Genomic DNA, 26,925 nt, shown 5'->3' on the forward strand with positions numbered 1-26,925 from the left:
GAAACCGTTTCGTTTTTTTACCTTCTCTTGGGGTGATGGGCGCGTCGTCCCCCGTGTCCCGGGGCGCGGCGCACCCGGCCGTACGGCGTGTCCCCGGCGGGCGGCGCGCTTGGGCCGTGCGCCGCGCCGATGCTCGTACGCTGCGCGGATGAACGAGACGATCGTGTTCGACATCGGCGAGACCCTGGTCAAGGACGACCGGTACTGGGCGGGCTGGGCCGACTGGCTGGGCGTGCCCAGGCACACGGTCTCCGCGCTCGTCGGCGCCGCGGTGGCGGCCGGGGGCGACCACGACGACGCGCTGCGACTGCTGCGGCCGGGCATCGACGTCGCCGGAGCCCGGCAGGCGCGCGACGTCGTGGGCAGGGGCGAGTACCTGGATGAGAGCGACCTCTACCCCGACGTGCGCCCCGCCCTCGCGGCGCTGCGCGAGCGCGGCCACCGCGTCCTCGTCGTGGGCAACCAGACCGCCCGCGCGGGCCAGCTCCTGCGCGACCTCGATCTCCCCGTCGATCTCCTCGCCACCTCCGAGGAGTGGGGACTCGCCAAGCCCTCGCCCGACTTCTTCGCCCGCGTGCTCAAGGAGGCGGGCACGGAACCCGCCGATACGGTCTACGTGGGCGACCACCCCGCGCACGACGTCTTCCCCGCGAAGGCGGCCGGGCTCCGCGTCGCCCACCTGCGCCGCGGGCCGTGGGGGCACTGGTGGGCGGAGGACGCCACGGTGCGGGCGGCGGCCGACTGGAGCGTGGACTCGCTGACCCGCCTGGAGGTGGCCCTGCGCGCGTGAAGCAGTCGCCCCCGCCGTCACGTTTTCCGCACCGCTTGCCCCACACAGCGGGACAACTCCCTTACGCCAAAATACTTTTGAGGCGCAAAAGTATGTGCCAATGTGGAGCGGCGGGCAGCAGACGACGACCTGGGGGAGACGCGGTGCCCAACGGACCGGAGCCGGGAACGACGAAGTACGCGGAGCGGACGCTCCAACTCGCCGAGCGGGCGAGGACGGCGGCACGCGTGCCGCGGCCGTGGCCGCGCTGGTTCGCCCCCGCGCGCGGGGTGCTCGGCGCGGCGGTCTTCGCCCTCGGCGGCGCCCCCTGGCCCGCTCGCGCCGGCGACCTCACGGGAGCGCTCCTGTGCGTGCTCGCCGCCGCTTTCGTGGTCGCGCACTACGTCGCGGTACGGCGCTCGCGCGTCCTCGCGTGGCCGGGGGACGGCGGCACCACATGGCAGCGCCTGACGCCCACGCTCGTGCAGGCGGCGTTGTACGGGGCGGGCTGGCTGCTCGCGCTGCCCTTCGGCAGGACCGCGGGAGCCCTCGCCTCCGGAGTCCTGCTCGGCGCGACCCTGTGGACGCAGACGGCCCTGCACGACGCGCGGGCCCGCGCCGCGCGGCGCGCGGCGGAGTCGGAATGACGACGCCGGACGGGCTCGACCCGCACCTCCAGCACCCGACCCGGCTCACCGTCGCGGCCTTCCTCTCCGGCTGCGCCGAGGCGGAGTTCGGCGCGGTGCGGGACTACGCCGCGCTCTCGGACGCGAGCGTGAGCCGTATCGCGACGGCGCTCGCGGAGGCCGGGTACGTACGGGTGCGCAAGGGGTACGTGGGGCGCAGGCCGCGTACGTGGCTCTCGCTCACCGCCGAGGGGCGGCGGGCGCTCGCGACGCACCTGGAGGGGCTGCGCGCGATGGCGCACAGCGCGCGGCGGGCGGGAGCGGCGCGGGGGAGGGTGTGAACGCCGCCGGAGAGGAGACCGCGGGGCCGGGGGAGCGGGTGGACGGCGGACCGGGCCCCGCTTCAGGCCGCCGGGACGACCTCGCGCCGTACCGCCGCGGCCCACTCGGTGATGAGCCGCTCGTACTCGACGCGCTGTTCCGCCGTGAGGTGGCCGCCCGCGCGCAGCCACAGGCTGCGGATCTCCTCGTTGACGGCGGCGGCTGAACGGGCGGGCTGAGCGGGAGTGAGTGGATTGGCGGACATGTGTCCCAGCCTAGGGGGTGAAGGTGACGGACCGCTGCCTCGTCAGCACCGTTCGTGGCTTTCGAGTGCGGGGTGTCCGACCCTCCTGACCTGCTTGATCACCCCTCAAACGCCCTCTTGTGGGCGGCTTTTGTGATCTCGGCCTCATTTCGCCGCCCGTGTCCCCGGCGCCCGCGCCGTGCACCGCCGCTGACCTGCGCCGACGCGGTACGCACCGGGTCGGCGCCGCCCCGCCCCCGCCGCAAGCCTCAGCCCGTCGACTCACCCGCGTGCGGGCTCAGCGCGCCGCTCTGCACGAGGCCGAAGACCACGAGGCCGAGCGCGATGCGGTAGACCACGAAGGGCAGGAAGCTGCGGTGGCTGATGTACCGCATGAACCAGGCGATGACCGCGTACCCCACCGCGAAGGCGATGACCGTCGCGAAGACCGTCGGGCCCCAGGACACGTGCCCCTCGCCCGCGTCCTTCAGTTCGAAGATGCCGGAGGCGAGTACGGCGGGGATCGCGAGCAGGAAGGAGTACCGCGCCGCCGCGGCGCGCGTGTAGCCCATGAGCAGACCGCCGCTGATCGTCGCGCCCGAGCGGGAGACCCCCGGCACCAGCGCGAGGGCCTGGCAGCAGCCGTAGATGAGCCCGTCCCGTACCCCGAGGTCGTCGAGCGTCTTGCGCTGACCGCCCGCGCGGTGCCTGCCGCCGTTCTCGTCGCGTGCCGCGAGGAAGTCGGCGAAGCCGAGGACGAGACCCATGACGACGAGCGTCGTCGCGATGAGGCGCAGATCGCGGAACGGGCCCTCGATCTGGTCCTGGAACGTGATGCCGAGCACGCCGATCGGGATCGAGCCGACGATCACCAGCCATCCCATCTTGGCGTCGTGGTCGCCGCGGGCCTCACGGCTGGTCAGGGACTTGAACCACGCGGAGATGATCCGCCCGATGTCCTTGCGGAAGTACAGGATCACCGCGCACTCCGTGCCGATCTGGGTGATCGCGGTGAACGCCGCCCCCGGGTCGTGCCAGCCCGCGAAGGCCGCGGCGAGCCGCAGGTGCGCGCTGGAGGAGATCGGGAGGAACTCGGTCAGGCCCTGGACCAGACCGAGAATGAAGGATTCGAACCAAGACATGAACGCGCAGCCGTCCCACAGTTGTCAGGTACGGGACCTGGAGCGGCCCCGGCCGGAGGTGGTCAACCGCCGCCGCCGTAGGGCCCGGGGTGGGAGAGACGATCATGCGCCGGTCGCGGTGAGCGTAGGGCACGAGAGGGTACGGAAAGGTGAACGCGAGCCGAAGCGTGGGCCAATGGGGTGTCAACGCCTGCCGCTCGCCCCGACGAGTTCGCGCGTCTCCTCGCCGGCCCCGTCGTCCCCCCGCATCCGGTGCCTGCGCCGCCAGCCGACGAGGACCCCGGCGAGCGCTGTCACCACGACGAAACCGACCGCCAGGAGGAAGACGGGGGAGTCCGGGGTGGCGGCGCGGCTCCCCGCGATGACGTACGCCGCCGTGTTCGGCACGACGCCGATCGCCGTCGCCAGCAGGAACGGCAGCCACCGGGTGCGGGCCACGGCGGCGCAGTAGTTGACGCCCCAATAGGGGAGGCCGGGGAAGAGGCGCAGCGCCAGCGTCGTACGGAAGCCGTGCTCGCTGAGCTGGCCGTCCGCCGCGCGCAGCCATCTCGTCCGCAGCAGCGGGCGCAGCGCGTCCTGGCCGAGGACGCGGCCGAGCCCGAAGGCGAGGCCCGCGCCGAGCACCGAACCGGCGACCGCGGCACCGAGCCCGAACGCGCTGCCGAAAAGCGCTCCCGCGAGCAGGTTGAGCACGGGACGCGGCACGAAGGCGGCCGTGCCGACGCCGTAGGCCACGGCGAAGGCGGCGACGGCGGCGGCGCCCGTGAACTGGTGCGAGAGCGTGCCGGTGAGGAGGGCGCGGGGGTCGTGGCTCAGGACGAGGGCGGCGCCTGTGCCGAGGAGGGCGAGGAGGAGGGCGAGCCGGACCCACGGCGAGAACAGCAGCCGTACTCCGCGAGCGGGGCGGATTTCGACTTCGTCGAACATTCGGGGAGCGTAACCGAATTGGTGGGGTGGGGGCGCCCCCGGTGCCGTGCTCGGCCTCGCGGGGCTCCGCCCCGGGCCCCGCTCCTCAGGCGCCGGAGGGGCTGATCACCACGGGCCCCGGGGACGGCACAATGGCCCTGTGGCCTCCCCTGAACCCCTCCCCGTCCGCCGCCCCGTCGACCACGGTGTCGCGCGGCTGCTGCCCGACGTCGACCGGGCGCGGGCCTGGCTGCTCACCGTGGACGAGGCGCCGCAGTCGTACGTCGATCTCGACGCGCCCACCCACCTGGAGTTCGAGTACACGCGGCGCATGGGGCACGTGCTCGACCTCGCCGCCGGAGAAGGCGCCCCGCTCGACGTCGTGCACCTCGGTGGGGGCGCGCTCACGCTGCCCCGGTACCTCGCCGCCACCCGGCCCGGTTCGCGGCAGGACGTCGTGGAGGTGGACCGGGGGCTCGTCGCGCTCGTCGACGAGGCACTGCCCGCCGTACCGGGGGCCGTCGTGCACGTCGAGGACGCGCGCGCCTGGCTGGAGGGGGCGGCCGACGACCGCGCGGACGTGCTCGTCGCCGACGTCTTCGGCGGGTCCTCCGTGCCCGGGCACCTCACCACCACCGGGTACGCCCGCGAAGCCGCCCGCGTCCTGCGCCCCGGCGGCCTCTACCTCGCCAACCTCGCCGACTCCGCGCCCTTCGCCTTCCTCGGCGCCCAGCTCGCGACCCTCGGCACCGCCTTCGCCCACCTCGCGCTCCTCGCCGAGCCCGCCGTCCTGCGCGGCCGCCGCTTCGGCAACGTCGTCGTCCTCGCCTCGACCGCGCCGCTCCCCACCGAAGGGCTCGCCCGTCGCTGCGCCCAGGACGCCTTCCCGGCCCGCCTCGTCGAGGAACGCGACGACATCGAGGCGATGCGGGGCACGGCCCGGCCCGTCCGCGACGGCGAGAGCACCCCGTCCCCGCTCCCGCCCGGCGGCACCTTCCGCGTCGGCTGATCAGCTCCCCGGGCGCTCCTCGCCCGGCGTCGTCACCGTCTCCGGCAGCCCCTCCTCCACCACCGGAAGGACCGGCACCGGCACGGCCGCGGCCGGTGCGCGGCGCAGGTTCCGTACCTCCGGCACGCCCAGCACCGCGAGCGTGAGGAGCAGGATCAGCCCCGAGCAGCCCCACAGCGCCGCCGAGCGCCCCACGGCCGACTCCACAGGGCCGGCGATCGCGGTCGCGAGCGGCAGCATCGCGATCGAGCCGAGCCAGTCGTAGGAGGACACGCGCGAGAACTTGTCCTCGGGGATCTCCTGGTGCAGCACCGTCATCCACGAGACCCCGAAGACCTCGACGCACGCCCCGCTCACGAACATCACCACGAAGAGCCCCACGGCCGACAGGGGCACGGCGAGCGCCGCCGAGGGCAGCGCGAGCGGCAGCACGCACAGCGTGCCCGCGAGCAGCGGCCGCGCGGGACGCCACCGCGTCATCGCGAGCGCCCCGAGCAGGGTGCCCGCGCCGAACCCGGCGAGCGCCGTGCCCCAGGGCCCGGGGCCGCCGAGATGCTCCTCGGCGACGAGCGGCCCGTACACCGCCTCGGCCGCCCCGACGACGGCGTTGACCACCGCGAACTGGAGCACGATCGACCACAGCCAGGAGCGCCCGATCACCTCCTGCCAGCCCTCGCGCAGATCCCGCAGGAGCGAGACCTTGTCGCCCTCGCGGCGCGGGATCTTCTCGACGTCGAGCAGCGCGCGCAGCGCTCCCGCCGCCGCGAAGGCCGCCGCGTCGACCGCGAGGACCCAGCCCGGCCCGATGACCGCGACGAGCGCGCCGCCCAGCGCGGCACCGCCGATGCCCGCGCCGTGCATCGCGACGCGGTAGAAGGCGAAGGCGCGGCTTGCCTGCGGCCCCTGCACCGAGGCGAGGAGCATCCCCTCGGAGGCGGGCGAGAAGAAGGCCGTCCCCGTGCCGCCGAGCGCGGCGAGCAGCATCATCGACCACAGCTCGGCGTGCCCGGTGAGCACGAGGACGGCGAACAGCGCCTGCGAGACGCAGTTGAGGGCGTTCGCCGCGACCATCACGTGGTGCCGGGGCAGCCGGTCGGCGAGCGCGCCGCCCACCAGCAGGAAGACGACGAGCGGCAAGGTGCGCGCCGCGGCCACGAGGCCGACGTCCCCGCTGTCCCCGCCCGCGCCGAGCACGGCGAACGCGCTCGCGATGAGCGCGCCCTGGCTCCCGAGATTGCTCACGACGGCCGCCGCCGTCAGGAGCGTGTAATTGCGTCCGGCCCACTCGGGCCGGCGACCTGCGGAAGGGGACGCCCCCGGGGCCGGGGGGTTCGGGGGAGTAGTGCTCACGCGGAGACTATCCCCGCAGGTGGGACCCCCTGGCAATTCCCCCCGGAACCCCGCGCGCTTTCACCGCTTCCGCGCTCAGTCCATCTTCTTGGGTGCCGTCTTCGTCAGCCGGACCGTGCTCAGGACGCGCTGGACCAGCTCCTCCGGCACCTCCCCGGCGACGCCCCTGGGCCCGCTGAGGTCCCAGCTGACGTAGTCGCCCGCGCCGTTCTTGAAGGCGAAGACGATCGCCTTCCCGTCGCTCGCGCACTTGTGCGTCTTCGGGCTGTTCTCCGACCACGCCCGCGCCACGCTCCCGGTCAGCCCGGACTTCGTCGTGTACGGCTTCGCCTTCTCCTGCTTCATGGACTTCTTGTCGGGATACGTGTAGCCGCCGTACACCCACCACGGCACGCGCGTCTCGGCGGCCTCGTCGGTGCTCTTCGCGCCCTGCTCGCCCCGGGTGCCGACGAGGCCGAGCGCCATCTCCTGCTTCCCGTCCTCCTTGTCGACGTAGCTGCACCAGTCCGACTTGTAGTACGCGGGCCGGTTGACGGAGACGGAGCCGTAGCCCGAGGTCTCCTCCTTGTCCTCCCACTCGTAGCCGCGACTCGCGTCGGCCAGCTCGACCTCCCAGTCGGCCGGGACCTCGAAGACCGTGCCGAACTTCGGGTTCGCGACCACCTGCCAGCCGGGGATCGTCGGCTCCTCACGGCCCGCGTTGCGCGAGGACGGGCTCGCCGTGGGGCTCGGCCGGTGCGAGGAGACCGCCGGCGACGGCGACTTCTTGCCGTCGTCGGCCACGGTCTTCTTGTCGTCCCTCTTGTCGACGACGTACGCGGCCGTGCCACCGGCCGCCGCGATGACGGCGACGGCGCAGACGACCGCGACGATCACCGTCGTGCGCTTGCTGTTCTTCCCGCCCCCGCCGTCACCGGGACCTCCCGGGCCGCCCGTGCCGTAGGGCTGCTGCGGCGGATACCCGTAGGCGGGCTGCTGCTGGTACGGGCCCGGCTGCTGGTAGGGGCCGGGAGTCCCGTAGCCCCCCGGCTGTCCGTACGGGCCCTGCGGGGCGTTCGGCGCCTGCTGTCCGTACGGGCCGGGCTGCGGCTGTCCGTAGCCTCCGCCGGAGCCGGGTTGCGGCTGTCCGTAGCCTCCGCCGGAGCCGGGTTGCGGCTGTCCGTAGCCGCCGCCTCCCTGCCCCTTCTGTCCCTCGTCCTGCTGCCGCGGACCGTCGGGCGGTATCCGCGGATGGTGCTCGCTCCCTGGCGGCTGTTCTTCTGGCCACATGAGCGAGACCCTAGGCCGCGGCGCGTGATGCGCGCCACGGGACGGGCGCGGGCGAGACCGGGTCGTGACACGGGGGAGGGGCCCGTCGCCTGCCTCGCGGCCCTGCCTCGCGGCGGGAACACCCAGGCGTCTTCTCACGTTTGTCTCATCCAGTAGGCTGCCCGCCGTGCGCGCGCGTCGGGCGTGGCGTGAAGTGTCCGCGTGAACCGCGCGACCCGCGTGAGAACTGTCTGGGAGGCAACACGGTGCACGTCCAGGAGTGGCTGGAGTCCGTCCCCGCCATCGCCGTGTACATCGTCGTCGCGGCGGTGATCGGGGTCGAGAGCCTCGGTATCCCGCTGCCCGGTGAGGTCGTGCTCGTCTCCGCCGCCGTGCTCGCCTCGCAGCACGGCCACATCAACCCGTACGTCCTCGGGGCCTGCGCCGTCGCGGGGGCCGTCGTCGGCGACTCGATCGGGTACGCCATCGGGCGCAAGGGCGGACGTCCGCTCATCGCCAAACTGGAACAGAAGTTCCCCAAGCACTTCAGCGCGCAGAACGTGGAGGCGGCCGAGAGCTCCTTCCACCGCTGGGGGATGTGGGCCGTCTTCTTCGGCCGCTTCATCGCGCTCCTGCGCATCTTCGCCGGCCCCATCGCGGGTGTCCTGCACATGCCGTACTGGAAGTTCCTCATCGCCAACCTGCTCGGCGGCATCGCCTGGGCGGGCGGCACCACCGCCGTCATCTACACGCTGGGCAAGGTCGCCGAGGAGTGGCTCAGCCGCTTCTCCTGGCTCGCACTGCTCGCCGCCCTCCTCATCGGCGCCCTCTCCCTCCTGTTCATGAAGCGACGTGCCGCCAAGCAGCGGGCCAGGGGCGCGGCGGCGGAGAAGATCCTCGGTGGTGCCGGTGGTGCCGGTGACAGGGAAGCCGTAACGGAGCCTGCCGGCGCCCGCGCGGAGCCGGCGGCCACCGAGCCCGCCACCACGGCCGTGACCGCCGCCGTCGCCGAGCCAGCCCCGGCCGCCGCCGAGTCCGCCGCCACCGAGCCCGCCGGCGCCCCCGAGCCCGGCAAGACCCAGGAGACCTCCGCATGACCGACGCCCTCGTCTCGCCCGTCGGGGGCCGTTCGCCGGAGGTCGACCCCGCCGCCTTCACCGCGCCGACCTCCGTCGTCCTCGGCGCCGTCCGCCTGGAGGCGGAGGCGAGCGTCTGGTACCACACGGTGCTGCGCGGGGACGCCGACAGCATCACGATCGGCCGGGGCAGCAACGTCCAGGACAACTGCACGGTCCACGCCGACCCCGGCTTCCCCGTCCGCGTCGGCAGCGGCGTCTCGGTCGGGCACAACGCCCTCCTGCACGGCTGCGTCGTCGAGGACGACGTCCTGGTCGGCATGGGCGCCACCGTCCTCAACGGGGCGCGGATCGGCGCCGGTTCCCTCGTCGCCGCACAGGCGCTGGTCCCGCAGGGCATGGAGGTGCCGCCGGGCTCCCTCGTCGCGGGCGTCCCCGCCAAGGTGCGCCGCGAGCTGACCGCCGAGGAGCGCGAGGGCATCGCGCTCAACGCCGCCGTCTACCGCGACCTCGCGAGGACCCACGCCGCCGAGGTGCGCTGACCGGGCCCTCGCGGGCTGGGTCGAAGATCACAGAACCCGGCCGCCGACAGATGGCTACTCGTGAGTACGGTAAGTCCGTGCCGCGTAACCGCAAGCCCCTGCCCCCGCCCGCCCGCTGGCCGCGCGCCCTCGTGCACCGCGCCGCGCAGACCGGCTGGCGCCTGCTGCGTGAGGCGGGCGCCGTCACCGCCGACGCGCACGGGCGGCTGCGCTTCGGCGCGATCGGCGAGGGCACCCGGCTCGCCTTCCCGCAGGGCACGATCTTCAACGAGCGCTGGATACGTCTCGGCGCGCACTGCATCATCGCCGAGCAGGTGACCCTCACCGCCGGGATGCTGCCGCTCGCTCCCGGCGAGACGCTCGGCCCCGACCCCGTCCTGAGCCTCGGCAACGGCGTCGTCCTTGGCCGGGGCAGCCACGTCGTCGCCGACGCGCCCGTCACCATCGGCGACGAGGCGTTCTTCGGCCCGTACGTCTACGTCACCTCGACCAACCACAGCTACGACGACCCGCACCTGCCGGTCGGCAAGCAGTGGCCCCGCCGCGCCCCGGTCACGATCGGCGCGGGCTCCTGGATCGGCACGGGCGCCGTGATACTGCCGGGCGCCCACCTCGGCCGCAACGTCGTGGTCGCCGCCGGTTCGGTCGTACGCGGCACGGTGCCCGACCACGCGGTCGTCGCCGGGGCGCCCGCGCGCGTCGTACGCCGCTGGGACGAGGCCGGGGGCTGGCAGCCGCCGCTGCGCACACCGGCCCCCGTCCCCGTACCGCGCGACGCGAGCGCCGCCCAGCTCGCCGCCCTCGCCTCGCTCGACGCGGAGCAGCTCGCGGGCCTCGAACGGCTCGCGGAGCGCGAGCGGGACTGACGCCCACAGCGCGCGAGCGGGACCGAGGCCCCGCCGCCGCGCGCCCTCGCTACAGTGCGGTGTCCCGGCGCCGCGTTCCTCGCGGCCCCGTGGTGGAGGAGGTGGAGCCGGTGGCGGATCTCGGGGCGCTGACCCGTACGCTCGCGCGCAACGTCAGGTACTGGCGCACCGAGCGCGGGCACACGCTCGACGCGCTCGCGGCGCGGGCCGGGGTGAGCCGCGGCATGATCGTCCAGATCGAGCAGGCCCGCACCAATCCGAGCCTCGGCACGGTCGTCAAGATCGGTGACGCGCTCGGCATCAGCATCCCCACGCTGCTCGACCAGGCCCCCGGGCCGCGCGTACGGATCGTGCCGGAGGAGGACGCCGTGGTGCTGTGGCGCACCGAGGCGGGCAGCAGCGGGGTACTGCGCGCGGGCACCGAGGCCCCCGGGCCGCTGGAGCTGTGGACGTGGCGGCTCGCGCCGGGCGAGGCCCACTCCTCCGAGGGACACCCCTCCGGCACCCGGGAGCTGCTGCACGTCACCGCCGGTGAACTGACCCTCGTCGTGGGCGAGGAGACGCACCGCGTCCCCACCGGCAGCGGCGCGACCTTCGCCGCCGACGCCCCGCACACGTACCGCAACGAGGGCGCGTCGGTCGTCGAGGCGACGATGGCGGTCGCCGTCCCGTACGAGAAGCCCTGACTGCTACCGTGCCGCCCATGCGCGCACCCCTGGGGAACTTCACCGACGTCCGTACCGCTCCCGAGGCCCTCGATGTCCTTGTCGAGCCCGTCGCCCGCGCCGTACGCCACTGGGCGGGCCCGGTGCCCGCCGAGGAGGTGTACTGGGTCGACAGCGACCCCCGGTGGGCGGACACCGCCGCCTTCGTCGAGCACTACGGGCGCGAGCTCCTGGAGGCCTCCGCGAACTGCCTCGTCGTCACCGGGCGCCGCGGCGAGTCGCGTACGCACGCCGCCTGCGTCGTCCTCTCGCACACCCGCGTGGACATCAACGGCGTCGTGCGCAGGCAAGTGAACGCGCGCAAGGCCTCGTTCGCGGCGATGGACTTCGCGACGAGCGAGACGGGGATGGAGTACGGCGGCATCACCCCGGTCGGTCTCCCGGCCGACTGGGCGCTCCTGATCGACGCGGCGGTCATCGACCTCCCGTACGTCCTCGTCGGCAGCGGCCGCCGCCGGGGCAAACTCCTCGTCCCTGGCAAGGCGTTCGCGCAGCTGCCGGGAGCGGTCGTCGTGGAGGGACTGGGCGTACCCGTGGCGTAGTCAGGAGCCCAGACGCGGGATCTCGATGGCGGGGCAGCGGTCCATGACCATCGCGAGTCCCGCGTCCCTGGTGCGGGCGAGTGCCGCCTCGTCGATCACTCCGAGCTGGAACCACACCGCCTTCGCGCCCTTCGCGACCGCCGCGTCCGCGACCGCGCCCGCCTGCGCGCTGTTGACGAAGACGTCGACCACGTCCACCGGGAAGGGAATGTCCTCCAGGCTCGCGTACCCCTGCTCGCCGTGGACGGTCTCCGCCTTCGGGTGGACGGGGACGATCTTCTTGCCGAACTGCTGGAGGACCCGCGCCACGCCGTACGCGGCCCGCGAGGTGTTGTTCGAGAGCCCGACCACGGCCCATGTGTCCCCGGTCCCGGTGAGGATCTCCCGTACCGTCTCGTCGTCGCCGTACATCCGGCACCTCCTGCTCGCCCATGGTCTGTGTGAGCGCCAACACGCACCCGCCGCGAGCGATTCCCGCGGGCCGCATACGCTGGGGGAATGCCCCAGGACGCGTACCTCACCCTGGCCCGGGAGGGCAGTCACGAGACCGAGATCAACCGGTCCCGTTTCCTGTGCACCCTCGCCCCGGTCGCCGACGAGGACGAGGCGCGGGCCTTCCTCGCGCGGGTGCGCGCCGCGCACGTGGACGCGAGCCACAACTGCTGGGCGTACGTGCTCGGCGCCGACGCCTCCGTGCAGAAGGCGAGCGACGACGGGGAGCCGGGCGGGACGGCGGGCGTGCCCATGCTCCAGATGCTCACGCGCCGCGAGCTGCGGTACGTCGCGGCTGTCGTCACGCGGTACTACGGCGGGGTGAAGCTCGGCGCGGGCGGCCTCATCCGCGCGTACGGCGGGGTCGTCGGCGAGACGCTCGACCGCCTCGGCACCGTCACCCGCCGCCGCTACCGCCTCGCGACCGTCACCGTCGACCATCAGCGCGCCGGGAAGATCGAGAACGACCTGCGCTCGACGGGCCGTTCGGTGCGCGAGGTGCGGTACGGGGAGCGGGTCAGCATCGAACTCGGCATCCCCGGCACCGAACTCGACGCCTTCCGCGCGTGGCTCGCGGACGCGACGGCGGGCACGGCGGAGCTGACGCTGGGCGGGGAGGCGTACGGGGAGGTGTGAGGAGGCGGGTCGGCCGCTCCCGGCCCGCACCGGACCGCCGGCCGCCCGCCCGTCCCCGCCCGTCCTCAGTCCGGTACCGGCTCCCGCACCTCAGTCCCGTACCGGGTCCCGCGCCTCAGTCCCGTACCGGCCCCCGCACCTCAGTCCCGTACCGGGTCCCCGAACTCCGCGGTCAGCGCCGTCAGGTCCGGCTCGCCGAACTGGGCCCGCAGGGACGCGAATTCCTCGTCCTTGCCGGGGCCGAAGCGGGAGACGAGGCGGGCGTAGCCGTCGGCCGTGTGGAAGCGGCCCCCGCGCGATTTGGAGTGGAACTTGTCCGCGTACATCACGAGGCGCTCCTCGTCGGTGCGCGCCACGTAGTCGCCCGGCGGCAGCGGGAGGTGCTGGGTCTCGATGTCGTGGCGGGTGAGGCCGACGCCCGTGTGGCAGGAGCAGAAGCGGCACAGGCTCTCGGGCCAGCCCTCGGCGGCGAGCAGCCGGTGGCCGAGGAGGCCGTGGCGGACGTAGTGGCCCTGGCCCAGTTCGCCCCGCTCGGCGTCCTCGTCGAGGCGGTAGACGCCGATGTCGTGGAGCAGGCACCCCACCCGTACGAGATCCGCGTCCACGTCGGCGCCCGAGGCGGCGATCAGCCCCTCGGCGATCCGCCACACGATTCCGCAGTGGCGGTGGACGGAGGCGTGTGCTTCGGGGGTGGGGGCGTAGCGCTTGTGCAGGTCGTCGATCTGAGCCGGGGTGGGGAGGCGCATGCCGGTGAGCGTAGCCGGACTGCCGGGGCTTCGCCCCGGCGCCCCGGTTGGCGGGGCTCCACCCCGCACCCGCTCGTCGACCGCCGGAGGGGCTGGATTTCGGGTGCGGCCCGGTGCTGGGGGACAGCGAAGCGCCCGGCCGCTCGGGCCGGGCGCTTCACCGGGGTGTCAGGCGGCGGCCGGGGTGGCCTTCTCGGCGACGGAGGCGAGCGTCCTCACGAGGCCGTCGACGACCTCGGTGTCGTCGGCCGGGTGCAGCTCGGCGAAGCGGGTCACGGAGCCCGGGATGGACAGCTTGACGTCCTCCAGGACCACGCCACCGGCGATCCCGGCGGCCTTGCGGGCGTCGTCCTGCGCCCACACGCCGCCGTACTGGCCGAACGCGGTGCCGATGACGGCGACGGGCTTGCCGGTCAGGGCACCGGCGCCGTACGGGCGGGACAGCCAGTCGATGGCGTTCTTCAGGACGGCCGGCATGGTGCCGTTGTACTCCGGCGAGAAGAGCAGGAAGGCGTCGGCGGAGCCGGCGGCCTCGCGCAGCTTGGCGCCGGCGGCGGGCACCTGGCCCTCCACGTCGGCGTCCTCGTTGTAGAAGGGGACCTCGGCGAGACCGTCGAAGACGACGACCTCGACGCCCTCGGGGGCGTGCTTCACGGCCGCCTCCGCGAGCTGACGGTTGTGGGAGCCGGCGCGGAGGCTGCCGACGAGGGCGAGGATGCGGACGGACATGGGGAACTCCAGAGGGGAGGCGGTACGTGGCATGACCACAGATATGTGACACTGCCCCTCGGGGAGGGGCCGCGGCTAAGCGGACCGTGGTCCGTTGAAAGTTGTAACACTTATCCGGACCGGGGTCCACTTCTGGCGGAAAGCGTTACGGTGAGTTCATGACGCGCGACATTCGGCCCCCCGAGGAGAGCGGGAACGGTCTCCCCGTGCTCACCTCCGCTCCCGGACTGCGCGCCGATGCCGTACGCAACAAGGGGCTGCTGCTCGACGCCGCCTCCGCCCTCATGGACTCGTGCGGCGCCGAGCGCCTGACGATGGACGCGGTCGCCGCGGCGGCCGGGGTCGGCAAGGGCACGGTCTTCCGCCGTTTCGGCAGCCGTGCCGGCCTCTTCGCCGCCCTTCTCGACCACCGCGAGTCACGCCTCCAGGCCGCCTTCCTCAGCGGACCGCCGCCACTGGGCCCCGACGCCCCGCCGCGCGAACGGCTGCTCGCCTTCGGGCCCGCCCTCATCGCCCACGACCGCTTGTTCTACGACGTCGTGCGCGCCACCCGTGACGACCCCGAGCGCGCTTACGCGATCCCGGCCACGCGCTTGCGCGAGACCCACCTCGCGATGCTGCTGCGCGAGGCGGGCAGCACGGGCGACACGCTCCTCCAGGCCCACACCCTGCTCGCCTCGGTCGACGCGGTCCTCGTCCACCACCTGCTGACCGAGCGCGGAGTGCCCCGGGAGCGGATCGAGGCCGGGTGGCGGGACCTCGTGGCACGCTTGCTGGACGCGGGCTGAGTCACCGCGCGCGCGGCCTCACCCGTCGCCCAGCTTCCGCATCGTCGCGATCTCCGCGTTCTGCGTCGTCATGATCCGCCGCGCGAGCGCCTTCGCCCCGCCGTGCGCGCCCCGCTCGCTCTCGGTCTCGGCCATCGTCACGGCGCCCTCGTGGTGGTCGATCATCAGCCGCAGGAACGCCGCGTCGAAGGCGGCGCCCCTGGACTTCTCCAGACCCTTCATGTCGGCTTCGCTCATCATCCCGGCCATGGCGTGCGCCCCGGAGTGGCGCATCGCGCCGGGCACCCGCTCGCCCCACGAGGTGAGCCAGCGTCCGAGGGTCGTGATCTCCGGCTTCTGCGCCTTCGCGATCTCCGCGGCGAGGTTCCGCACGGCGGGAGACGAGGCCCGCCCGGCGGCCAGCGCCGTCATCTCCAGGGCCTGGCGGTGGTGCGGGATCATGCCGCGGGCGAAGGCGGCGTCCGCCGCGTTGTGCGCCGCCGCGTCCGGGCCGTGGCCGCGCGGCCCCGAGGGCCCGCCGTCCCGCGCCCCGCAGGCCGCGAGGGCGCACACGGTCGTCGCGGCGAGCGCGAGGGTGGTGAGCCGGCGGGTGGTGTGACGTGTGTGGTGCATGGGGGTACGACTCCTTCCCGCACGCCGGGCGCGGCCCAGGGCATGCGGTGTCCGTGGTTCCTTCGGGTACAGGCGCGGGGCGGCGGCCCCGTGAGGGGGTATCGCCGCGTGAATCCCGCCTATATCCGCAGGACTTGGAGTCGGGAGAGTCCCGGCGGCGCCCGGCGGGCGCCCTCGCCGGTCACGGCTCCCGCCGGGCCGCTGGAGTGCGGAGCGGCGAGGAGCGGTGCGCTTCCCGGCGCGGGTGGTGTGTACGTGCCCGCCGTACCGGCCGCCGCGCACGTGGCATCGGCGTGGGCGAGGTGCCCGCGGGAGTCCTCGGGGCAGGCGGCGGGGGAGCGGTGCGCCCCCCGGGCGTAGGCGTGGTGTCCCGCCGTCGCGGACCGGGCCGGCCACCCGGTCGCGGGTCGCGGCACCGTCCCCGGCAGGCCGTGCATCGCGAGGAGCCCGAGCAGCACCGTGAGCAGGAGCACGGGAGGTCCGTGGAGCGCGCGGCGGAGGGGGCGGGACACGCGGGCCATCGTACGGGTCGTGCCGCCAAGCGCCGGGCAGCCGCCGCGTGTCCCGCGAACCGGCCGCTCCCGGCGGTGAGTTGTCCACCATGCGGGGCACCGTTGACAGCCCCGCGCCAGGCTGCCTACGTTACGCCGCAGACGAGAACGACGAACGAGGGAAGAAGGTGATCGGCGATGCGGGCTCAGTCCGCCGTCTCCCGGCACCGCGGTCGCCTCGCGCCCTTCCTCAACCGGCCCGTCGACCTGCTGCGCGTCAACAGCGCCCTGTGTTCGTGTCTCCCGCGCCCCGCGCGCGTCTCCCGCTGAGTCCGCGCCCGCGCGGTTGACCGGCCCCCGCGGCCGCCCGGCCGGGGTCAGGCCGGAGCGGTCGCGCCCCGCCTGAACCGCTCGCGTTCGGGCCGCTCGCGCGGCACGGGGCCCGAACGGCCGGAACGCCGCTCCTCCCCGTACCGCCCGAGGCGCTCCCGTACCCCCTCAGCACCCCGCGCCACCTCGCCCCGGCACGCCACCCCCCGCGCCTCGCGCGCGGGGCCGTCGGCCGGGTCCCGCTCTCCTCCCCGCACACCGGCCGCGCGCCGGTGGCGCCTCCTTCGCACGCGTCCGCCCTCCGGCACGCCCCGCTGCCCTCCCGCAGGAGCCCTCCATGAGCGAACCGCCCGGGTCCGCCGTCGCCCCCCTCCGCCCACCCGATCCCCTCCCGCAGGCGCCGGACCGACTGCCCGCGGACACAAGCGGGCCGGCGCCCACCGGGCCGCCCGTCACCGAGCGCGTCCTCCCGCTGCGCCACCCCTGGCGGTGGCTCGCGACCGCCGTCGTCCTCGTCCTCGCCGCACAGGTGGTCCACGGACTCGTCACGAACCCCTTCTACCAGTGGGACCGCTTCGCCTACTGGTTCCTGCGACCCACGATCCTCGACGGGCTCCTCATCACCTTGGAAGTGACCGCGCTCTCCGCCGTGCTCGGCCTCCTCGGCGGAGTGGTGCTCGCGCTCGGCAGGCTCTCGCGCAGCCCCGTCCTGCGCGCGGTGAGCTGGACGTACATCTGGCTGCTGCGCTCCACGCCACTCATCGTGCTGCTGCTCTTCCTGTACAACTTCAGCGCGCTCTACCAGACGTTGAGCCTCGGCGTGCCCTTCGGCCCCGCCTTCCTCACCTTCGACGAGAGCCGGCTGGCGACGGACATGGCGCTCGCCGTCATCGGACTCAGCCTCAACGAGGCCGCCTACGCCGCCGAAGTGGTGCGCGCGGGGCTGCTCTCCGTCGACCAGGGCCAGCACGAGGCCGCCGCCGCGCTCGGCCTGCCGCGTCGCTTCCAGTTCCTGCGCATCGTCCTCCCGCAGGCCCTGCGCGCCATCGTCCCCGGCTACGTCAACCAGCTCATCGGCCTGGTCAAGAGCACCTCGCTGGTCTTCTACGTCTCGCTGCTCGACCTCTTCGGCTCGGTGCAGAGCCTCGGCTCCACCTACCCGGGCGACATCGTGCCGCTCCTCCTCGTCGCGACCGTCTGGTACGTCCTCCTGACGAGCCTCGTCTCGATCGCCCAGTTCTACGTGGAACGCCGCTCCTCGCGCGGCGCCCTGCGCACCCTGCCACCGACCCCGCTCCAGAAACTGCGCGCCTCGCTCCGCGAACCGCGCACCCGGGCCCGCAAGGAGGCCGCGCTGTGAGCACCACCACGACGACGCCCGCCGAGAGCCCGACCGAGCCCGTACCGCAGGCCCCGCCCGCCGTCGAGATCCACGAGGTGCAGAAGTGGTACGGGGCGCAGCAGGTGCTCAAGGGCGTGAGCCTGACCGTGCGCCGGGGCGAGGTCACCGCCGTCCTCGGCCCCTCCGGCTCCGGCAAGTCGACGCTCCTGCGCGTCGTCAACCACCTGGAGAAGCCCGAGGCCGGGCACGTCCGGCTCGCCGGTGAACTCATCGGCGTGCGCGCGCACAAGGGGCGGCTCAAGGAACTGAGCGAGCGCGCGATCCTCGCCCAGCGCGGCCGGATCGGCTTCGTCTTCCAGAACTTCAACCTCTTCCCGCACCTCACCGTGCTCGACAACGTCGCCGCCGCACCGGTCGCGACCGGGCGGCTCGGCAAGGAGGAGGCGAAGGACCTCGCCCGAGGACTCCTCGCCCGCGTCGGGCTCGCCGAGCGCGCGGGCGCCTACCCGCGGCAGCTCTCCGGCGGCCAGCAGCAGCGCGTCGCCATCGCCCGCGCCCTCGCGCTCCGCCCCGAGGTGGTGCTCTTCGACGAGCCCACATCCGCGCTCGACCCCGAACTCGTCGGCGAGGTCCTCGCCGTCATCCGCGATCTCGCCACGAGCGGCACCACGCTCGTCGTCGTCACGCACGAGATCGGCTTCGCCCGCGAGATCGCCGACCAGGTCGTCTTCCTCGACGAGGGCCGCGTCGTCGAACAGGGCCCGCCCACCCAGGTCCTGGACCACCCGTCCCACCCGCGCACGCGGGACTTCCTCCGCAAGGTGCTGTGACGCGACCTCGCCCCGCCCCCGACGGACGGGCGCCCCGCCCTCACCCCACCACCCTCACCGACAAGGACCCCGCCGTCATGCCCACGTCCCGCAGCCGTCACCGCCGCACCACCTCGCTGGCCGCCCTCGCTCTCGTCCCGCTCGCCGCCACGCTCACCGCCTGCGGTGACGACGCCGAGCCCGCCGCGGCCGTGGCCGGGTCCTCCCCGGGCAGGGTCGGCGTCGGCGCGCTCTCCAACGGCGCCGCGAAGCCCGTGACGCTCAAGGTCTCCACCGTCGACGCCCTGCGCGCCCTGCTCCCCGAGGAGATCAAGGACAAGGGCGAACTCGTCATCGGCGTCGGTGTGCTGCCCGCCGGCTCGCCGCCGCTCAACTTCATCGGCAGCGACCAGAAGACCGTCACCGGTTCCGAGTCCGACCTCGGCCGCCTCGTCGCCGCGACCCTCGGCCTCAAGCCCGTGATCCAGAAATCGACGTGGGAGAACATGTTCCTCGGCGTCGACAGCGGCAAGGTCGACGTCGCCTTCTCGAACGTCACCGACACCGAGGAGCGCAAACGCAAGTACGAGTTCGCCTCCTACCGGCAGGACAACCTCGCCTTCGAGACGAACAAGTCCGACCGCTGGACCTTCACGGGCGACTACGAGGTCCTCGCGGGCAGGACCATCGCCGTCGCCTCCGGGACCAATCAGGAACGCATCCTCCTGAAGTGGCAGAAGCAGCTCAAGCAGGAGGGCAAGAAGCTCACCGTCAAGCACTATCCGGACCTCAACAGCACCTACCTCGCGCTCAGTGCCAAGAGGATCGACGCCTACCTGGGCCCCAACCCGGCCATCGCCTACCACACCCGCACCACCGAGGGCACCCCGCGCGCGACCCGCAGCGCCGGCACCCACTCGGGCGCGGGCGCCGGTCTCCAGGGCCTCATCGCCGCGACCGCGAAGAAGGACAGCGGCCTCGCGAAGCCGCTCGCCGGGGCGATCAACCACCTCATCGACGGCGGCCAGTACGAGAAGTGGCTCGCCGCCTGGAACCTCTCCGACGAGGCCGTCGAGCGCAGCGAGATCAACCCGCCCGGGCTCCCCCTCAGCGACTCCTGATGTGCTGAACCCGCACGAAGCATCCCACACCTCACAGGAGCAGAACCGCGCCATGGCCACCAGCGTCCAGCCGGCCCCTTCCCCCGTCCCCCCGAGTCCCCACCTCCTCGACAACCCCGCCTGGGCCTCGCTCACCGGACCCCACGCCGTCTTCGCCGAGCGGCTCGGCGGCGCGGCACGCTACCCCGCCGACATCGCCGCCTTCAGCGCGCTCGCCGACCCCGGGGACCCCGCCGCGTGGGCGGACCTCGCCAGGCTCCTCGGCCCCGGCACGGTCGCCCTCGTCAACGGCGCGCCCGCGGCGCCCGAGAACTGGGAGACCCTGGAGCACGGCCAGGGCGTCCAGCTCGTCGCCACCACGCTGCGCTCCGAGCCCGCGCCCGAGGCGGTCCGGCTCGGCACGGAGGACACCGAGGAGATCCTCGACCTCGTCTCCCGTACCAAGCCGGGCCCCTTCAAGGAGCGCACCGTGACGCTCGGCACCTACCTCGGCATCCGCGAGGAGGGCCGCCTCGTCGCCCTCGCGGGCGAACGGCTGCACCCGCCGGGGTGGACCGAGATCAGCGCCGTGTGCACCGACCCCGGCTTCCGGGGCCAGGGCCTGGCGACACGGCTCGTACGGGCCGTCGCGCACGGCATCCGAGCACGCGGCGAGACCCCGTTCCTGCACGCGTCGGCGCGGAACACGCACGCCATCCGGCTGTACGAGTCGATCGGCTTCACCCTGCGCAGGCGCACGACGTTCCTCGCGGTACGGACACCGGCGGAGGCCTGAGCGGGCGGCGGCTGACGGGGGGCTGACGGGGGCCGTCCCTCCGGGCGGGGGCGCCGCGCTCTGTGGGCGCCCCCGCCCCGCCCCGCCTCGTCACCCACCCGCACCGCCAGCCTCCGACCCCTTCGCCTCCTGCCGCCGTTCCACCCGCCCCGTGCCCCGGCCCCTGTCCCGCTCGTGCCCCGACCCCTGCCCCGCCCTTCAGCCCGCCGCCAGCTCCGTGAGCACCGCCGCCGCCCCGGCCGGGTGGACGAGCCAGCGCAGGTGGCTGCCGGGGAGGGTGCGGACCTTCGTCGGGTTCTCGGGGGTGAGGGCGTCCGCTTCGCGGATCATGCGGTCCTGCATCGCGAGGGGGATGCTCGCGTCCTCCGCCAGGCGGACGAAAGCGCGCGGGATCGTCCCCCAGGTCTCGGCCCGGGCCCGGTCGTCCGGTGTGCCCGCGTCCAGGCTCTCGTCGGGCTGGAAGGTGTTGAGGAAGCCGAGCAGCTCGTCGTCGCTCAGGTCCGCGCCGAAGGCAGCCCGGAAGGCGTCGAGCGCCACCGGCTCCGCGGTACGGAAGTTGACGCGCAGCACGCCGAGCGCCGCCGGGTCCCCGGCGACCGCCGGGGCGAACGCCGCCGGGTCGACGCCCGCCATCTCGGGCTCGCCGTAGTAGTCGCCCACCGGCAGGTCCACGGGGCACCACGCGGAGACGTACACGAGCTGATCGAGGAGGTCGGGCCGCGCGTTCGCCGCCGCGGTGGCGGTGGCCCCGCCCCGGCTGTGCGCGACGAGGACGACGGGTCCGTGCTCCCGTACCCGTTCCAGCACGTCGATGAGGTGCGCCGCGTTGTCCGCGAGCGTGACGCCCTTGATCACGCCCGCCGCGCTCGCGAGCGCCGCCGCGTCCTGCGGCGCCTGGTACCCGAGCGGAAAGGTCGCCCCGAAGCCGTGCCCCGGCAGGTCCACGGCGAGCGACCGCTGCCCGAGCAGGGCGAGTTCACGTTGCAAGGGCGCGAACGAGAAGGAGTTGGCGAAGGCGCCGTGGACGAGGACGAAGGTGGGAAGGGCGGGAACGATCATGCGCCCACCCTCTCGGGAAGGGGGACCTCCCGCAAGGTCGCGTGGCTTCGGCACGTTTCGGCGCGGGACCGAGTGAAACGGCACCGCGCCCGGCCTTCCGCGAGCCCGAAACGCCCCACAGCGCCCGAAACGGTCCCTCTCGACAACTCCGCGCAAGCCGCTCCCCGCCGGGTGGCAGACTGTCGGGCGTGAGGTGTCAGGTGGCCGCCGGGTGCGGCGGGAGCGGGGCGACAGGCGGTGCGCGAGTGAACGAGCGGGCGAAGGGGGAGCGTTGAGGATTCTGCATACCTCCGACTGGCACCTCGGGCGCTCGTTGCACCGGGTGTCGCTGCTCGACGCGCAGGCCGCCTTCCTCGACCACCTCGTGGCGACGGTGCGGGAGCGCGACGTCGAGGCCGTCGTCGTGGCCGGGGACGTGTACGACCGGGCGGTGCCCTCGCTGCCCGCCGTCGAGCTGTACGACCAGGCACTGCACCGGCTCGCGGCGCTCGGCGTGCCCACCGTGCTGATCTCGGGCAACCACGACTCCGCGCGCCGCCTCGGGGTCGGTGCCGGACTGCTCGGCGCCGCCGGGGTGCACCTGCGGACCAGGCCGGCCGAGTGCGGTGAGCCCGTCGTGCTGTCCGACGCGCACGGCGAAGTCGCCTTCTACGGGCTGCCCTACCTCGAACCCGGCCTCGTCAAGGATGAGTTCGCCGCCCCCGCCGACCACGAGGGCGTCCTCGGCGCCGCGCTCGACCGGGTCCGCGCCGACCTCGCGACCCGCCCCGAAGGCACCCGCTCCGTCGTCCTCGCGCACGCCTTCGTCACCGGTGGCGCCCCCAGCGACAGCGAGCGCGACATCACCGTGGGCGGTGTCAGCGCCGTACCGGCCGCGCTCTTCGACGGCATCGACTACGTCGCGCTCGGGCACCTCCACGGCAGCCAGGTGCTCGGCGAGCGGCTGCGCTACTCGGGCTCCCCGCTCGCGTACTCCTTCTCCGAGGCGGATCACCGCAAGGGCATGTGGCTGATCGACCTGGACGGCGCGGGCGACCTCACGGCCGAGCGTGTCGACTGCCCCGTACCGCGCCCCCTCGCCCGCCTGCGCGGCACGCTCGGAGAACTCCTCGCCGACCCCGCGCACACCCCGCACGAGGGCGCGTGGATCGAGGCCACGCTCACCGACTCCGTGCGGCCCGAGGAGCCCATGGCGCGGCTCGCCGCCCGCTTCCCGCACCTGCTCAGCCTCGTCTTCGCGCCCGAACGGCCGCCCGAGCCGGACGGACACAGCTACGCGCGCCGGCTCCAGGGGCGCGGGGACCACGAGATCACCGAGGACTTCGTGGCGCACGTACGGGGCGAGGCCCCCAGCGAGGCGGAGCGCGCCGTGCTCCGCGCCGCCGTGGACGCCGTACGCCTCGCGGCACAGGCCGGGGAGGCCCGCCGATGAGACTCCACCGCCTCACCGTCACCGCTTTCGGGCCCTTCGCCGGAACCCAGAGCGTCGACTTCGACCGCCTCGCCGAGGCCGGGCTCTTCCTCCTGCACGGCGCGACAGGCGCGGGCAAGTCGTCCCTGCTCGACGCCGTCTGCTACGCGCTCTACGGCGTGGTCCCCGGCGACCGCCAAGGCGTCTCCGCGCAGGGCGAGAAACTGCGCAGCGACCACGCCGCCCCCGGCACCCGCACCAGTGTCACGCTCGACTTCACCGTCGCGGGCCGCCGCCTGGAGATCACCCGGCAGCCCCCCTTCGTACGGGCCAAGAAACGCGGCACCGGCACCACGACCGAGAAGGCCCTCACCACGCTGCGCGCCCACGACCCGGCGCGGGGCTGGACCGGTCTGGGCCGCACGCACCAGGAGATCGGCGAGGAGATCAAGCAGCTCCTCGGCCTCAGCAGCGAACAGTTCTGCCAGGTCGTCCTCCTCCCGCAGGGCCAGTTCGCCCGCTTCCTCGGCGCCGACACGGCCGACCGCGCACTCCTGCTGCGCCAGCTCTTCGACACACGCCGCTTCTTCGAGATCGAGACCCACCTGCGCGAGCGCAAGGCCGAGACGGACGAGGCGGTGCGGCAGGCGGACAGCGACCTCCTCGCCCTCCACCACCGCGTCGCCCAGGCCGCCGCGCTGCCCCGCGACGAGGCCCCCGGCCAGCCGCCGGCGGCCGGTGACCCCGCGCTGCCGGAGTTCGTCCTCGCCCACGCGGCGCTCGCCCGCGCGTACGCCCGTGAACGGCTCGACATCGCGCGCCTGCGCCACCAGGACACGGAGGCCGCGCACCACGCCGCCTCGGCCGCGTACGACGGCGTCCGCGAACTCGCCGCGCTCCAGCGCCGGCACGCCGAGGCCCGCGTCCGCGCCGACGCGCTCGCCGCCCGCGAGCCCGCCCACCGCGCGGACCTCGACCGCCTCGACGCAGGGCGCCGCGCCGAGACCGTCGCCCCCGCACTCGACCTGCGCGCGTCGGCGAGCACCGCACACGCCGAGGCACTCGCCGCCGAGCGCCGCCTGCGCGAGGCCCTGCCGCGCGAGCACGCCGAGGCCGACGCGGCGGGGCTCGCCGAGGCCGCCAGGCGGCAGGACGAGACTCGCGGCGCGCTCACCTCGGCCCGCCGCGCCGAGGAACGCCTCCACGCGCTCGTCCGGGAACGGGACGCCATCGACCACGAGGACCGCGCCGACGCGCAGGCCCGCGCCGAGGACGAGCAATGGCTCGACGCCTGGCCCGCGCGCCGCGCCGACCTGCGCGCCCACGTCGCCGCGGCCCGCGACGCGGCCACCCGCACCGCCGAACTCACCGGCCGCGCCGAGCCCGTGGCGCGCCGTCTCGACGCCGCGCGCCGGTACGAGGAGCTGAGCGCGGACCACACGCGGGCCGAGGCCGCCGAGGCGAGTGCCCGCGCCCGCCGCGACGAGTGCCGCACCGCCTGGCTCGACGCGCGCGAGGCCCGCCTCGACGGCATCGCCGCCGAACTCGCCGCCCAGCTCAGCCCCGGCACCCCGTGCGCCGTGTGCGGGGCCACCGAGCACCCCCAGCCCGCCAGGCGCGCCGCGCGGCACACCGACCGCGCCGCCGAGGACGCCGCAGAGGCCGCCTACCGGCGCGCGGAGACGGCCGCGAGCGAGGCCACCGCCCACGCCCGGACGCTCGCCGTGCGGCGCGAGGCCGCGGCGGAGGCCGCCGGCGAGGCGTCGCTCGCCGCCCTCGCCGCCGAGAAGGCCGCACTCGACCGCGAACTGGCCGCCGCGCGCGCCGAGGCCGCCCGCCTCACCGAGGCCCTGCGCGCCGAGGAGCGCGCCGAGCGCGAGCACACCCGCCGCGCCGGGGCGCGCGAGGCGGCGGCGACGCGCGCCGCGGCCCGTACGAGCGCCCGCGAAGCGCTCGACGCCGAGGAGGGCCGCCTGCGCGCGGAGGCCACCGAGGCGCGGGGCGGTTTCGCGAGCGTCGCCGCGCGCGCCCACCACCTCGAAGGGCTCGCCCGGCTCCTCACCGAGGCCGCCGAAGCGGTACGTGCCGTCGCCACGACGGCCGACCGGCTCAAGGAGGCCGACGCGCGCCTCGCCGACGCCGCCTTCGCCGCCCGCTTCGACACCCCCGCGCGGGCGGCAGCCGCCAGGCTCCCCGAGCACGCGGCCCGTGAGCTGCGGGAACGCACCGAGGCCCACGCGCGCGAGGCCCACACCGTCCACCTCGCGCTCGCCGAACACGCGGTCGCCGAGGCCGCGGCGAGGCCGCCCGCCGAGCCCGAGCCGGCGGCGGCGCGCGTCCGCGCCGCCGAGGCGACGGCCCGTACCGCCGCGTCCGCGCACGACGCCGCCCGCTCCCGTACCACCGCGCTCGGCAGCCTCTCCGCCACGCTCGCGGCGCGCGTCAGGGAACTCGGCCCGCTGCGCGCCCGGCACGCGCTCGTGAGCGCACTCGCCGACCTCGCGGCGGGCAGCGCGAAGCGCAACGAGCGGAGGATGCGCCTGGAGTCGTACGTGCTCGCCGCCCGCCTGGAGCAGATCGCCGCCGCGGCGACGGCGCGCCTCGCCCGCATGTCGCAGGGCCGCTACACGCTCGTCCACTCCGACGACCGCGCGGCGCGCGGCAAGCTCTCCGGGCTCGGCCTGCACGTCGTCGACGCCTGGACCGGGCGCGAGCGCGACACCGCGAGCCTCTCGGGCGGCGAGACGTTCTACGTCTCGCTCGCCCTCGCCCTCGGCCTCGCCGACGTCGTCACCGACGAGGCGGGCGGGGTGCGCCTCGACACGCTCTTCATCGACGAGGGCTTCGGGAGCCTCGACGAGCAGACCCTCGACGAGGTCATGGACGTCCTGGACGGGCTGCGCGAGCGCGAGCGCTGCGTCGGCGTCGTGAGCCACGTCGGCGAACTGCGCCGCCGCGTGCCCGCGCAACTGGAGGTCGTCAAGGGGCGGGCGGGCTCGACGGTGCGGGAGCGCGGCTTCTGAGCCGCCGGGCGCTCAGCCCTCCGGGGCGCGCAGCGCCCGGCTGGGCAGCGGCGAGGAGTACACGACGTTCGTCGTCACGGCGCCGAGCGTCCCGATCCGCCCCACCTGCGTCTCCAAATCCCGCATCGAACGCGCGGCGACCTTCAGCAGGAAGCAGTCCTCGCCCGTCACGTGGTGCGCTTCGAGCACCTGCGGCATGACGGCCATGAGGTCGTGGAACGGCTTGTAGTTCGTCGTCGGGTAGCGCAGCCGGACGAAGGCGAGCACCGGGAGCCCTAGCCGTTCCGGGTCGAGCACGGCCGTGTACCCGCGCACGAACCCCGCCGCCTCCAGGCGCCGCACCCGCTCCGTCACCGCGCTCGGTGACATCGCCACCTCGCGCGCCAGCTCGGCGAACGAGGCCCGCCCGTCCCGCTGGAGCGCGTCGAGCAGCCGCCAGTCGGTGGCGTCGGGGGAGACCGGGAAGGGGGAGGCCGGGGAATGCGGTGTCATAGCGCGGGTATACCAGGGTTTCCCCGGTGCGGGGGAACGAGAGCCGGGTTTTTTACCTGGGGCAGGCCCGCTCCGCTCCGTACCGTTGACGCCATGGACACCACCACAACGCTCGGCCCCTTCGCCGCGCCCGCCGCGGCCGCCGCCCACTTCCGCGCTCTCCTCGCGCACGCCGCCGACGTCTCCGACGTGGCCGCCGCGCTCGCCGGCGGGGGCGAGCCCGGCTTCGTCCTCGTCGACACCCGCTCCGAGGAGGCCTGGACCCAGGGTCGCGTCCCGGGCGCCAGGCACCTGCCCACCGCCGTCCTCGCGACCGCCGCCCACGGACTCGACCCCGAGGTCCCCGTCGTCGTCCACTGCTGGGGACCGGGCTGCGACGGCGCCCGGCGCGCGGCCCTCGTCCTGGCCGAACAGGGCTTTCAGGTCAAGGAGTTGATGGGCGGCTTCGAGTACTGGGTACGTGAGGGGTTCCCGTACGAGACCGGCACCGCGCCCGCCGTGACGCGTCGCGAACCGGCGGACCGACTGACGGCCCCGCTCGCCGCGGACGACTGCGGCTGCTGAGAGCGCGGGAAGGAGATACGGGGAGGGGGGGGGGACCCGCCCGGGGCCCCCCCCCCCCCCCCCCCCCCCGGCCCGCCCGCGGCCGCGCCCCCCCCCCCCCCGCCCCCCCCCCCCCCCCCCCCCCCCGCCCCCCCCCCCG

At 74.6% G+C, this 26,925-nt stretch carries 31 protein-coding genes; 19 read left to right on the forward strand and 12 right to left on the reverse strand.

The genetic code is table 11. The annotated features are described in order from the left end of the window. The first annotated feature begins 148 nt into the window (after nucleotides 1-148). The 3 genes from ACIP4O_RS15665 to ACIP4O_RS15675 all read left to right on the forward strand — a co-directional run bounded on the left by ACIP4O_RS15665 (nucleotide 149) and on the right by ACIP4O_RS15675 (nucleotide 1,736). The gene (locus ACIP4O_RS15665) at nucleotides 149-790 is read left to right on the forward strand and encodes an HAD family hydrolase (RefSeq protein ID WP_401574998.1); all 642 of its coding nucleotides are present in this window, start codon (nucleotides 149-151) and stop codon (nucleotides 788-790) included. A 143-nt stretch (nucleotides 791-933) separates the two neighbouring features. Beyond that, nucleotides 934-1,416: a hypothetical protein gene (locus ACIP4O_RS15670; RefSeq protein ID WP_401574999.1), complete on the forward strand. Its 483-nt coding sequence runs from the start codon at nucleotides 934-936 to the stop codon at nucleotides 1,414-1,416. Beyond that, nucleotides 1,413-1,736, forward strand: coding sequence for a transcriptional regulator (locus ACIP4O_RS15675; protein ID WP_361334231.1), 324 nt, complete (start codon nucleotides 1,413-1,415; stop codon nucleotides 1,734-1,736). Before ACIP4O_RS15670 ends, ACIP4O_RS15675 begins: the two co-directional genes overlap by 4 nt. A gap of 62 nt (nucleotides 1,737-1,798) precedes the next feature. On the opposite strand, the gene ACIP4O_RS15680 is transcribed toward ACIP4O_RS15675, so the two are convergent. The 3 genes from ACIP4O_RS15680 to ACIP4O_RS15690 form a co-directional block, all read right to left on the reverse strand. Then, nucleotides 1,799-1,981, reverse strand: coding sequence for a hypothetical protein (locus ACIP4O_RS15680; protein ID WP_007829623.1), 183 nt, complete (start codon nucleotides 1,979-1,981; stop codon nucleotides 1,799-1,801). A gap of 248 nt (nucleotides 1,982-2,229) precedes the next feature. Further along, nucleotides 2,230-3,102 carry an undecaprenyl-diphosphate phosphatase gene (locus tag ACIP4O_RS15685; protein ID WP_401575000.1) on the reverse strand — a complete coding sequence of 291 codons (873 nt, stop codon included), beginning with the start codon at nucleotides 3,100-3,102 and terminating at the stop codon, nucleotides 2,230-2,232. Between the two features lie 183 nt (nucleotides 3,103-3,285). Beyond that, complete coding sequence (locus ACIP4O_RS15690) at nucleotides 3,286-4,029, reverse strand: TVP38/TMEM64 family protein (protein ID WP_361334238.1); 744 nt, start codon at nucleotides 4,027-4,029, stop codon at nucleotides 3,286-3,288. 139 nt (nucleotides 4,030-4,168) lie between these two features. Here ACIP4O_RS15690 and ACIP4O_RS15695 point away from each other — a divergent pair, with 139 nt between their 5' ends. Next, complete coding sequence (locus tag ACIP4O_RS15695) at nucleotides 4,169-5,017, forward strand: spermidine synthase (protein WP_401575001.1); 849 nt, start codon at nucleotides 4,169-4,171, stop codon at nucleotides 5,015-5,017. Here the strand turns inward: ACIP4O_RS15695 and ACIP4O_RS15700 are convergent, their stop codons facing one another. Together ACIP4O_RS15700 and ACIP4O_RS15705 are read right to left on the reverse strand one after the other, a co-directional pair. Next, on the reverse strand, nucleotides 5,018-6,367 hold the full coding sequence (locus ACIP4O_RS15700; protein WP_401575002.1) for an MFS transporter: 1,350 nt from the start codon (nucleotides 6,365-6,367) through the stop codon (nucleotides 5,018-5,020). Between the two features lie 75 nt (nucleotides 6,368-6,442). Next, complete coding sequence (locus ACIP4O_RS15705) at nucleotides 6,443-7,636, reverse strand: hypothetical protein (RefSeq protein ID WP_401575003.1); 1,194 nt, start codon at nucleotides 7,634-7,636, stop codon at nucleotides 6,443-6,445. Between the two features lie 245 nt (nucleotides 7,637-7,881). Between ACIP4O_RS15705 and ACIP4O_RS15710 the strand changes: the two genes are divergently transcribed. The 5 genes from ACIP4O_RS15710 (at nucleotide 7,882) to ACIP4O_RS15730 (ending at nucleotide 11,366) form a co-directional block, all read left to right on the forward strand. Further along, nucleotides 7,882-8,712 carry a DedA family protein gene (locus tag ACIP4O_RS15710; RefSeq protein WP_401575004.1) on the forward strand — a complete coding sequence of 277 codons (831 nt, stop codon included), beginning with the start codon at nucleotides 7,882-7,884 and terminating at the stop codon, nucleotides 8,710-8,712. Then, complete coding sequence (locus tag ACIP4O_RS15715) at nucleotides 8,709-9,233, forward strand: gamma carbonic anhydrase family protein (RefSeq protein ID WP_401575005.1); 525 nt, start codon at nucleotides 8,709-8,711, stop codon at nucleotides 9,231-9,233. The genes ACIP4O_RS15710 and ACIP4O_RS15715 overlap by 4 nt, the downstream gene beginning before the upstream one ends. A 77-nt stretch (nucleotides 9,234-9,310) precedes the next feature. After that, entirely contained in the window at nucleotides 9,311-10,099 is a 789-nt protein-coding gene (locus tag ACIP4O_RS15720; RefSeq protein WP_401575006.1) for an acyltransferase, read from the forward strand. Nucleotides 10,100-10,209: 110 nt separating this feature from the next. Further along, nucleotides 10,210-10,785 (forward strand): helix-turn-helix domain-containing protein, encoded by a 576-nt coding sequence (locus ACIP4O_RS15725; protein WP_401575007.1) that lies wholly within the window; start codon nucleotides 10,210-10,212, stop codon nucleotides 10,783-10,785. Between the two features lie 17 nt (nucleotides 10,786-10,802). Further along, nucleotides 10,803-11,366 carry a YbaK/EbsC family protein gene (locus ACIP4O_RS15730; protein WP_401575008.1) on the forward strand — a complete coding sequence of 188 codons (564 nt, stop codon included), beginning with the start codon at nucleotides 10,803-10,805 and terminating at the stop codon, nucleotides 11,364-11,366. On the opposite strand, the gene ACIP4O_RS15735 is transcribed toward ACIP4O_RS15730, so the two are convergent. Further along, the gene (locus ACIP4O_RS15735; RefSeq protein WP_361334264.1) at nucleotides 11,367-11,777 is read right to left on the reverse strand and encodes a CoA-binding protein; all 411 of its coding nucleotides are present in this window, start codon (nucleotides 11,775-11,777) and stop codon (nucleotides 11,367-11,369) included. Nucleotides 11,778-11,864: 87 nt separating this feature from the next. Here ACIP4O_RS15735 and ACIP4O_RS15740 point away from each other — a divergent pair, with 87 nt between their 5' ends. After that, nucleotides 11,865-12,494 (forward strand): YigZ family protein, encoded by a 630-nt coding sequence (locus tag ACIP4O_RS15740; RefSeq protein WP_401575009.1) that lies wholly within the window; start codon nucleotides 11,865-11,867, stop codon nucleotides 12,492-12,494. Nucleotides 12,495-12,634: 140 nt separating this feature from the next. Here the strand turns inward: ACIP4O_RS15740 and ACIP4O_RS15745 are convergent, their stop codons facing one another. Further along, on the reverse strand, nucleotides 12,635-13,240 hold the full coding sequence (locus ACIP4O_RS15745; RefSeq protein ID WP_401575010.1) for an HD domain-containing protein: 606 nt from the start codon (nucleotides 13,238-13,240) through the stop codon (nucleotides 12,635-12,637). Between the two features lie 168 nt (nucleotides 13,241-13,408). Beyond that, nucleotides 13,409-13,969 (reverse strand): NAD(P)H-dependent oxidoreductase, encoded by a 561-nt coding sequence (locus ACIP4O_RS15750; RefSeq protein WP_401575011.1) that lies wholly within the window; start codon nucleotides 13,967-13,969, stop codon nucleotides 13,409-13,411. 158 nt (nucleotides 13,970-14,127) lie between these two features. Between ACIP4O_RS15750 and ACIP4O_RS15755 the strand changes: the two genes are divergently transcribed. Further along, a complete protein-coding gene (locus ACIP4O_RS15755; RefSeq protein ID WP_401575012.1) occupies nucleotides 14,128-14,757 on the forward strand; it encodes a TetR/AcrR family transcriptional regulator in 630 nt (209 codons plus the stop codon). Nucleotides 14,758-14,775: 18 nt separating this feature from the next. Here ACIP4O_RS15755 and ACIP4O_RS15760 read toward each other — a convergent pair whose 3' ends face one another. Together ACIP4O_RS15760 and ACIP4O_RS15765 are read right to left on the reverse strand one after the other, a co-directional pair. Beyond that, nucleotides 14,776-15,369: a DUF305 domain-containing protein gene (locus tag ACIP4O_RS15760; RefSeq protein WP_401575013.1), complete on the reverse strand. Its 594-nt coding sequence runs from the start codon at nucleotides 15,367-15,369 to the stop codon at nucleotides 14,776-14,778. A 119-nt stretch (nucleotides 15,370-15,488) separates the two neighbouring features. Then, a complete protein-coding gene (locus ACIP4O_RS15765) occupies nucleotides 15,489-15,890 on the reverse strand; it encodes a DUF6153 family protein (RefSeq protein WP_401575014.1) in 402 nt (133 codons plus the stop codon). A gap of 168 nt (nucleotides 15,891-16,058) precedes the next feature. Here ACIP4O_RS15765 and ACIP4O_RS15770 point away from each other — a divergent pair, with 168 nt between their 5' ends. The 5 genes from ACIP4O_RS15770 to ACIP4O_RS15790 all read left to right on the forward strand — a co-directional run bounded on the left by ACIP4O_RS15770 (nucleotide 16,059) and on the right by ACIP4O_RS15790 (nucleotide 20,237). Further along, nucleotides 16,059-16,190 (forward strand): hypothetical protein, encoded by a 132-nt coding sequence (locus tag ACIP4O_RS15770; RefSeq protein ID WP_361334283.1) that lies wholly within the window; start codon nucleotides 16,059-16,061, stop codon nucleotides 16,188-16,190. Between the two features lie 337 nt (nucleotides 16,191-16,527). Beyond that, nucleotides 16,528-17,550 carry an amino acid ABC transporter permease gene (locus ACIP4O_RS15775; protein WP_401575015.1) on the forward strand — a complete coding sequence of 341 codons (1,023 nt, stop codon included), beginning with the start codon at nucleotides 16,528-16,530 and terminating at the stop codon, nucleotides 17,548-17,550. Further along, nucleotides 17,547-18,362, forward strand: coding sequence for an amino acid ABC transporter ATP-binding protein (locus ACIP4O_RS15780; protein WP_361334288.1), 816 nt, complete (start codon nucleotides 17,547-17,549; stop codon nucleotides 18,360-18,362). Before ACIP4O_RS15775 ends, ACIP4O_RS15780 begins: the two co-directional genes overlap by 4 nt. Nucleotides 18,363-18,439: 77 nt before the next feature. Next, entirely contained in the window at nucleotides 18,440-19,462 is a 1,023-nt protein-coding gene (locus tag ACIP4O_RS15785) for a transporter substrate-binding domain-containing protein (protein WP_401575016.1), read from the forward strand. Nucleotides 19,463-19,514: 52 nt separating this feature from the next. Further along, nucleotides 19,515-20,237: a GNAT family N-acetyltransferase gene (locus ACIP4O_RS15790; protein WP_401575017.1), complete on the forward strand. Its 723-nt coding sequence runs from the start codon at nucleotides 19,515-19,517 to the stop codon at nucleotides 20,235-20,237. Between the two features lie 198 nt (nucleotides 20,238-20,435). On the opposite strand, the gene ACIP4O_RS15795 is transcribed toward ACIP4O_RS15790, so the two are convergent. Further along, nucleotides 20,436-21,296: an alpha/beta hydrolase gene (locus ACIP4O_RS15795; protein ID WP_401575018.1), complete on the reverse strand. Its 861-nt coding sequence runs from the start codon at nucleotides 21,294-21,296 to the stop codon at nucleotides 20,436-20,438. Between the two features lie 271 nt (nucleotides 21,297-21,567). On the opposite strand from ACIP4O_RS15795, the gene ACIP4O_RS15800 reads away from it, so the two are divergent. Both ACIP4O_RS15800 and ACIP4O_RS15805 read left to right on the forward strand, forming a co-directional pair. Continuing rightward, a complete protein-coding gene (locus tag ACIP4O_RS15800) occupies nucleotides 21,568-22,728 on the forward strand; it encodes an exonuclease SbcCD subunit D (RefSeq protein WP_401575019.1) in 1,161 nt (386 codons plus the stop codon). Then, nucleotides 22,725-25,730, forward strand: a complete 3,006-nt coding sequence (locus ACIP4O_RS15805) for an AAA family ATPase (RefSeq protein ID WP_401575020.1) — start codon at nucleotides 22,725-22,727, stop codon at nucleotides 25,728-25,730. The genes ACIP4O_RS15800 and ACIP4O_RS15805 overlap by 4 nt, the downstream gene beginning before the upstream one ends. Before the next feature lie 12 nt (nucleotides 25,731-25,742). Here ACIP4O_RS15805 and ACIP4O_RS15810 read toward each other — a convergent pair whose 3' ends face one another. After that, nucleotides 25,743-26,222 carry an Lrp/AsnC family transcriptional regulator gene (locus ACIP4O_RS15810; RefSeq protein ID WP_401575021.1) on the reverse strand — a complete coding sequence of 160 codons (480 nt, stop codon included), beginning with the start codon at nucleotides 26,220-26,222 and terminating at the stop codon, nucleotides 25,743-25,745. 93 nt (nucleotides 26,223-26,315) lie between these two features. Between ACIP4O_RS15810 and ACIP4O_RS15815 the strand changes: the two genes are divergently transcribed. Further along, entirely contained in the window at nucleotides 26,316-26,786 is a 471-nt protein-coding gene (locus tag ACIP4O_RS15815) for a rhodanese-like domain-containing protein (protein WP_401575022.1), read from the forward strand. Nucleotides 26,787-26,925: the final 139 nt, after the last annotated feature.

The organism is Streptomyces sp. NPDC088923 (assembly GCF_044749745.1).
GTDB lineage: Bacteria > Actinomycetota > Actinomycetes > Streptomycetales > Streptomycetaceae > Streptomyces.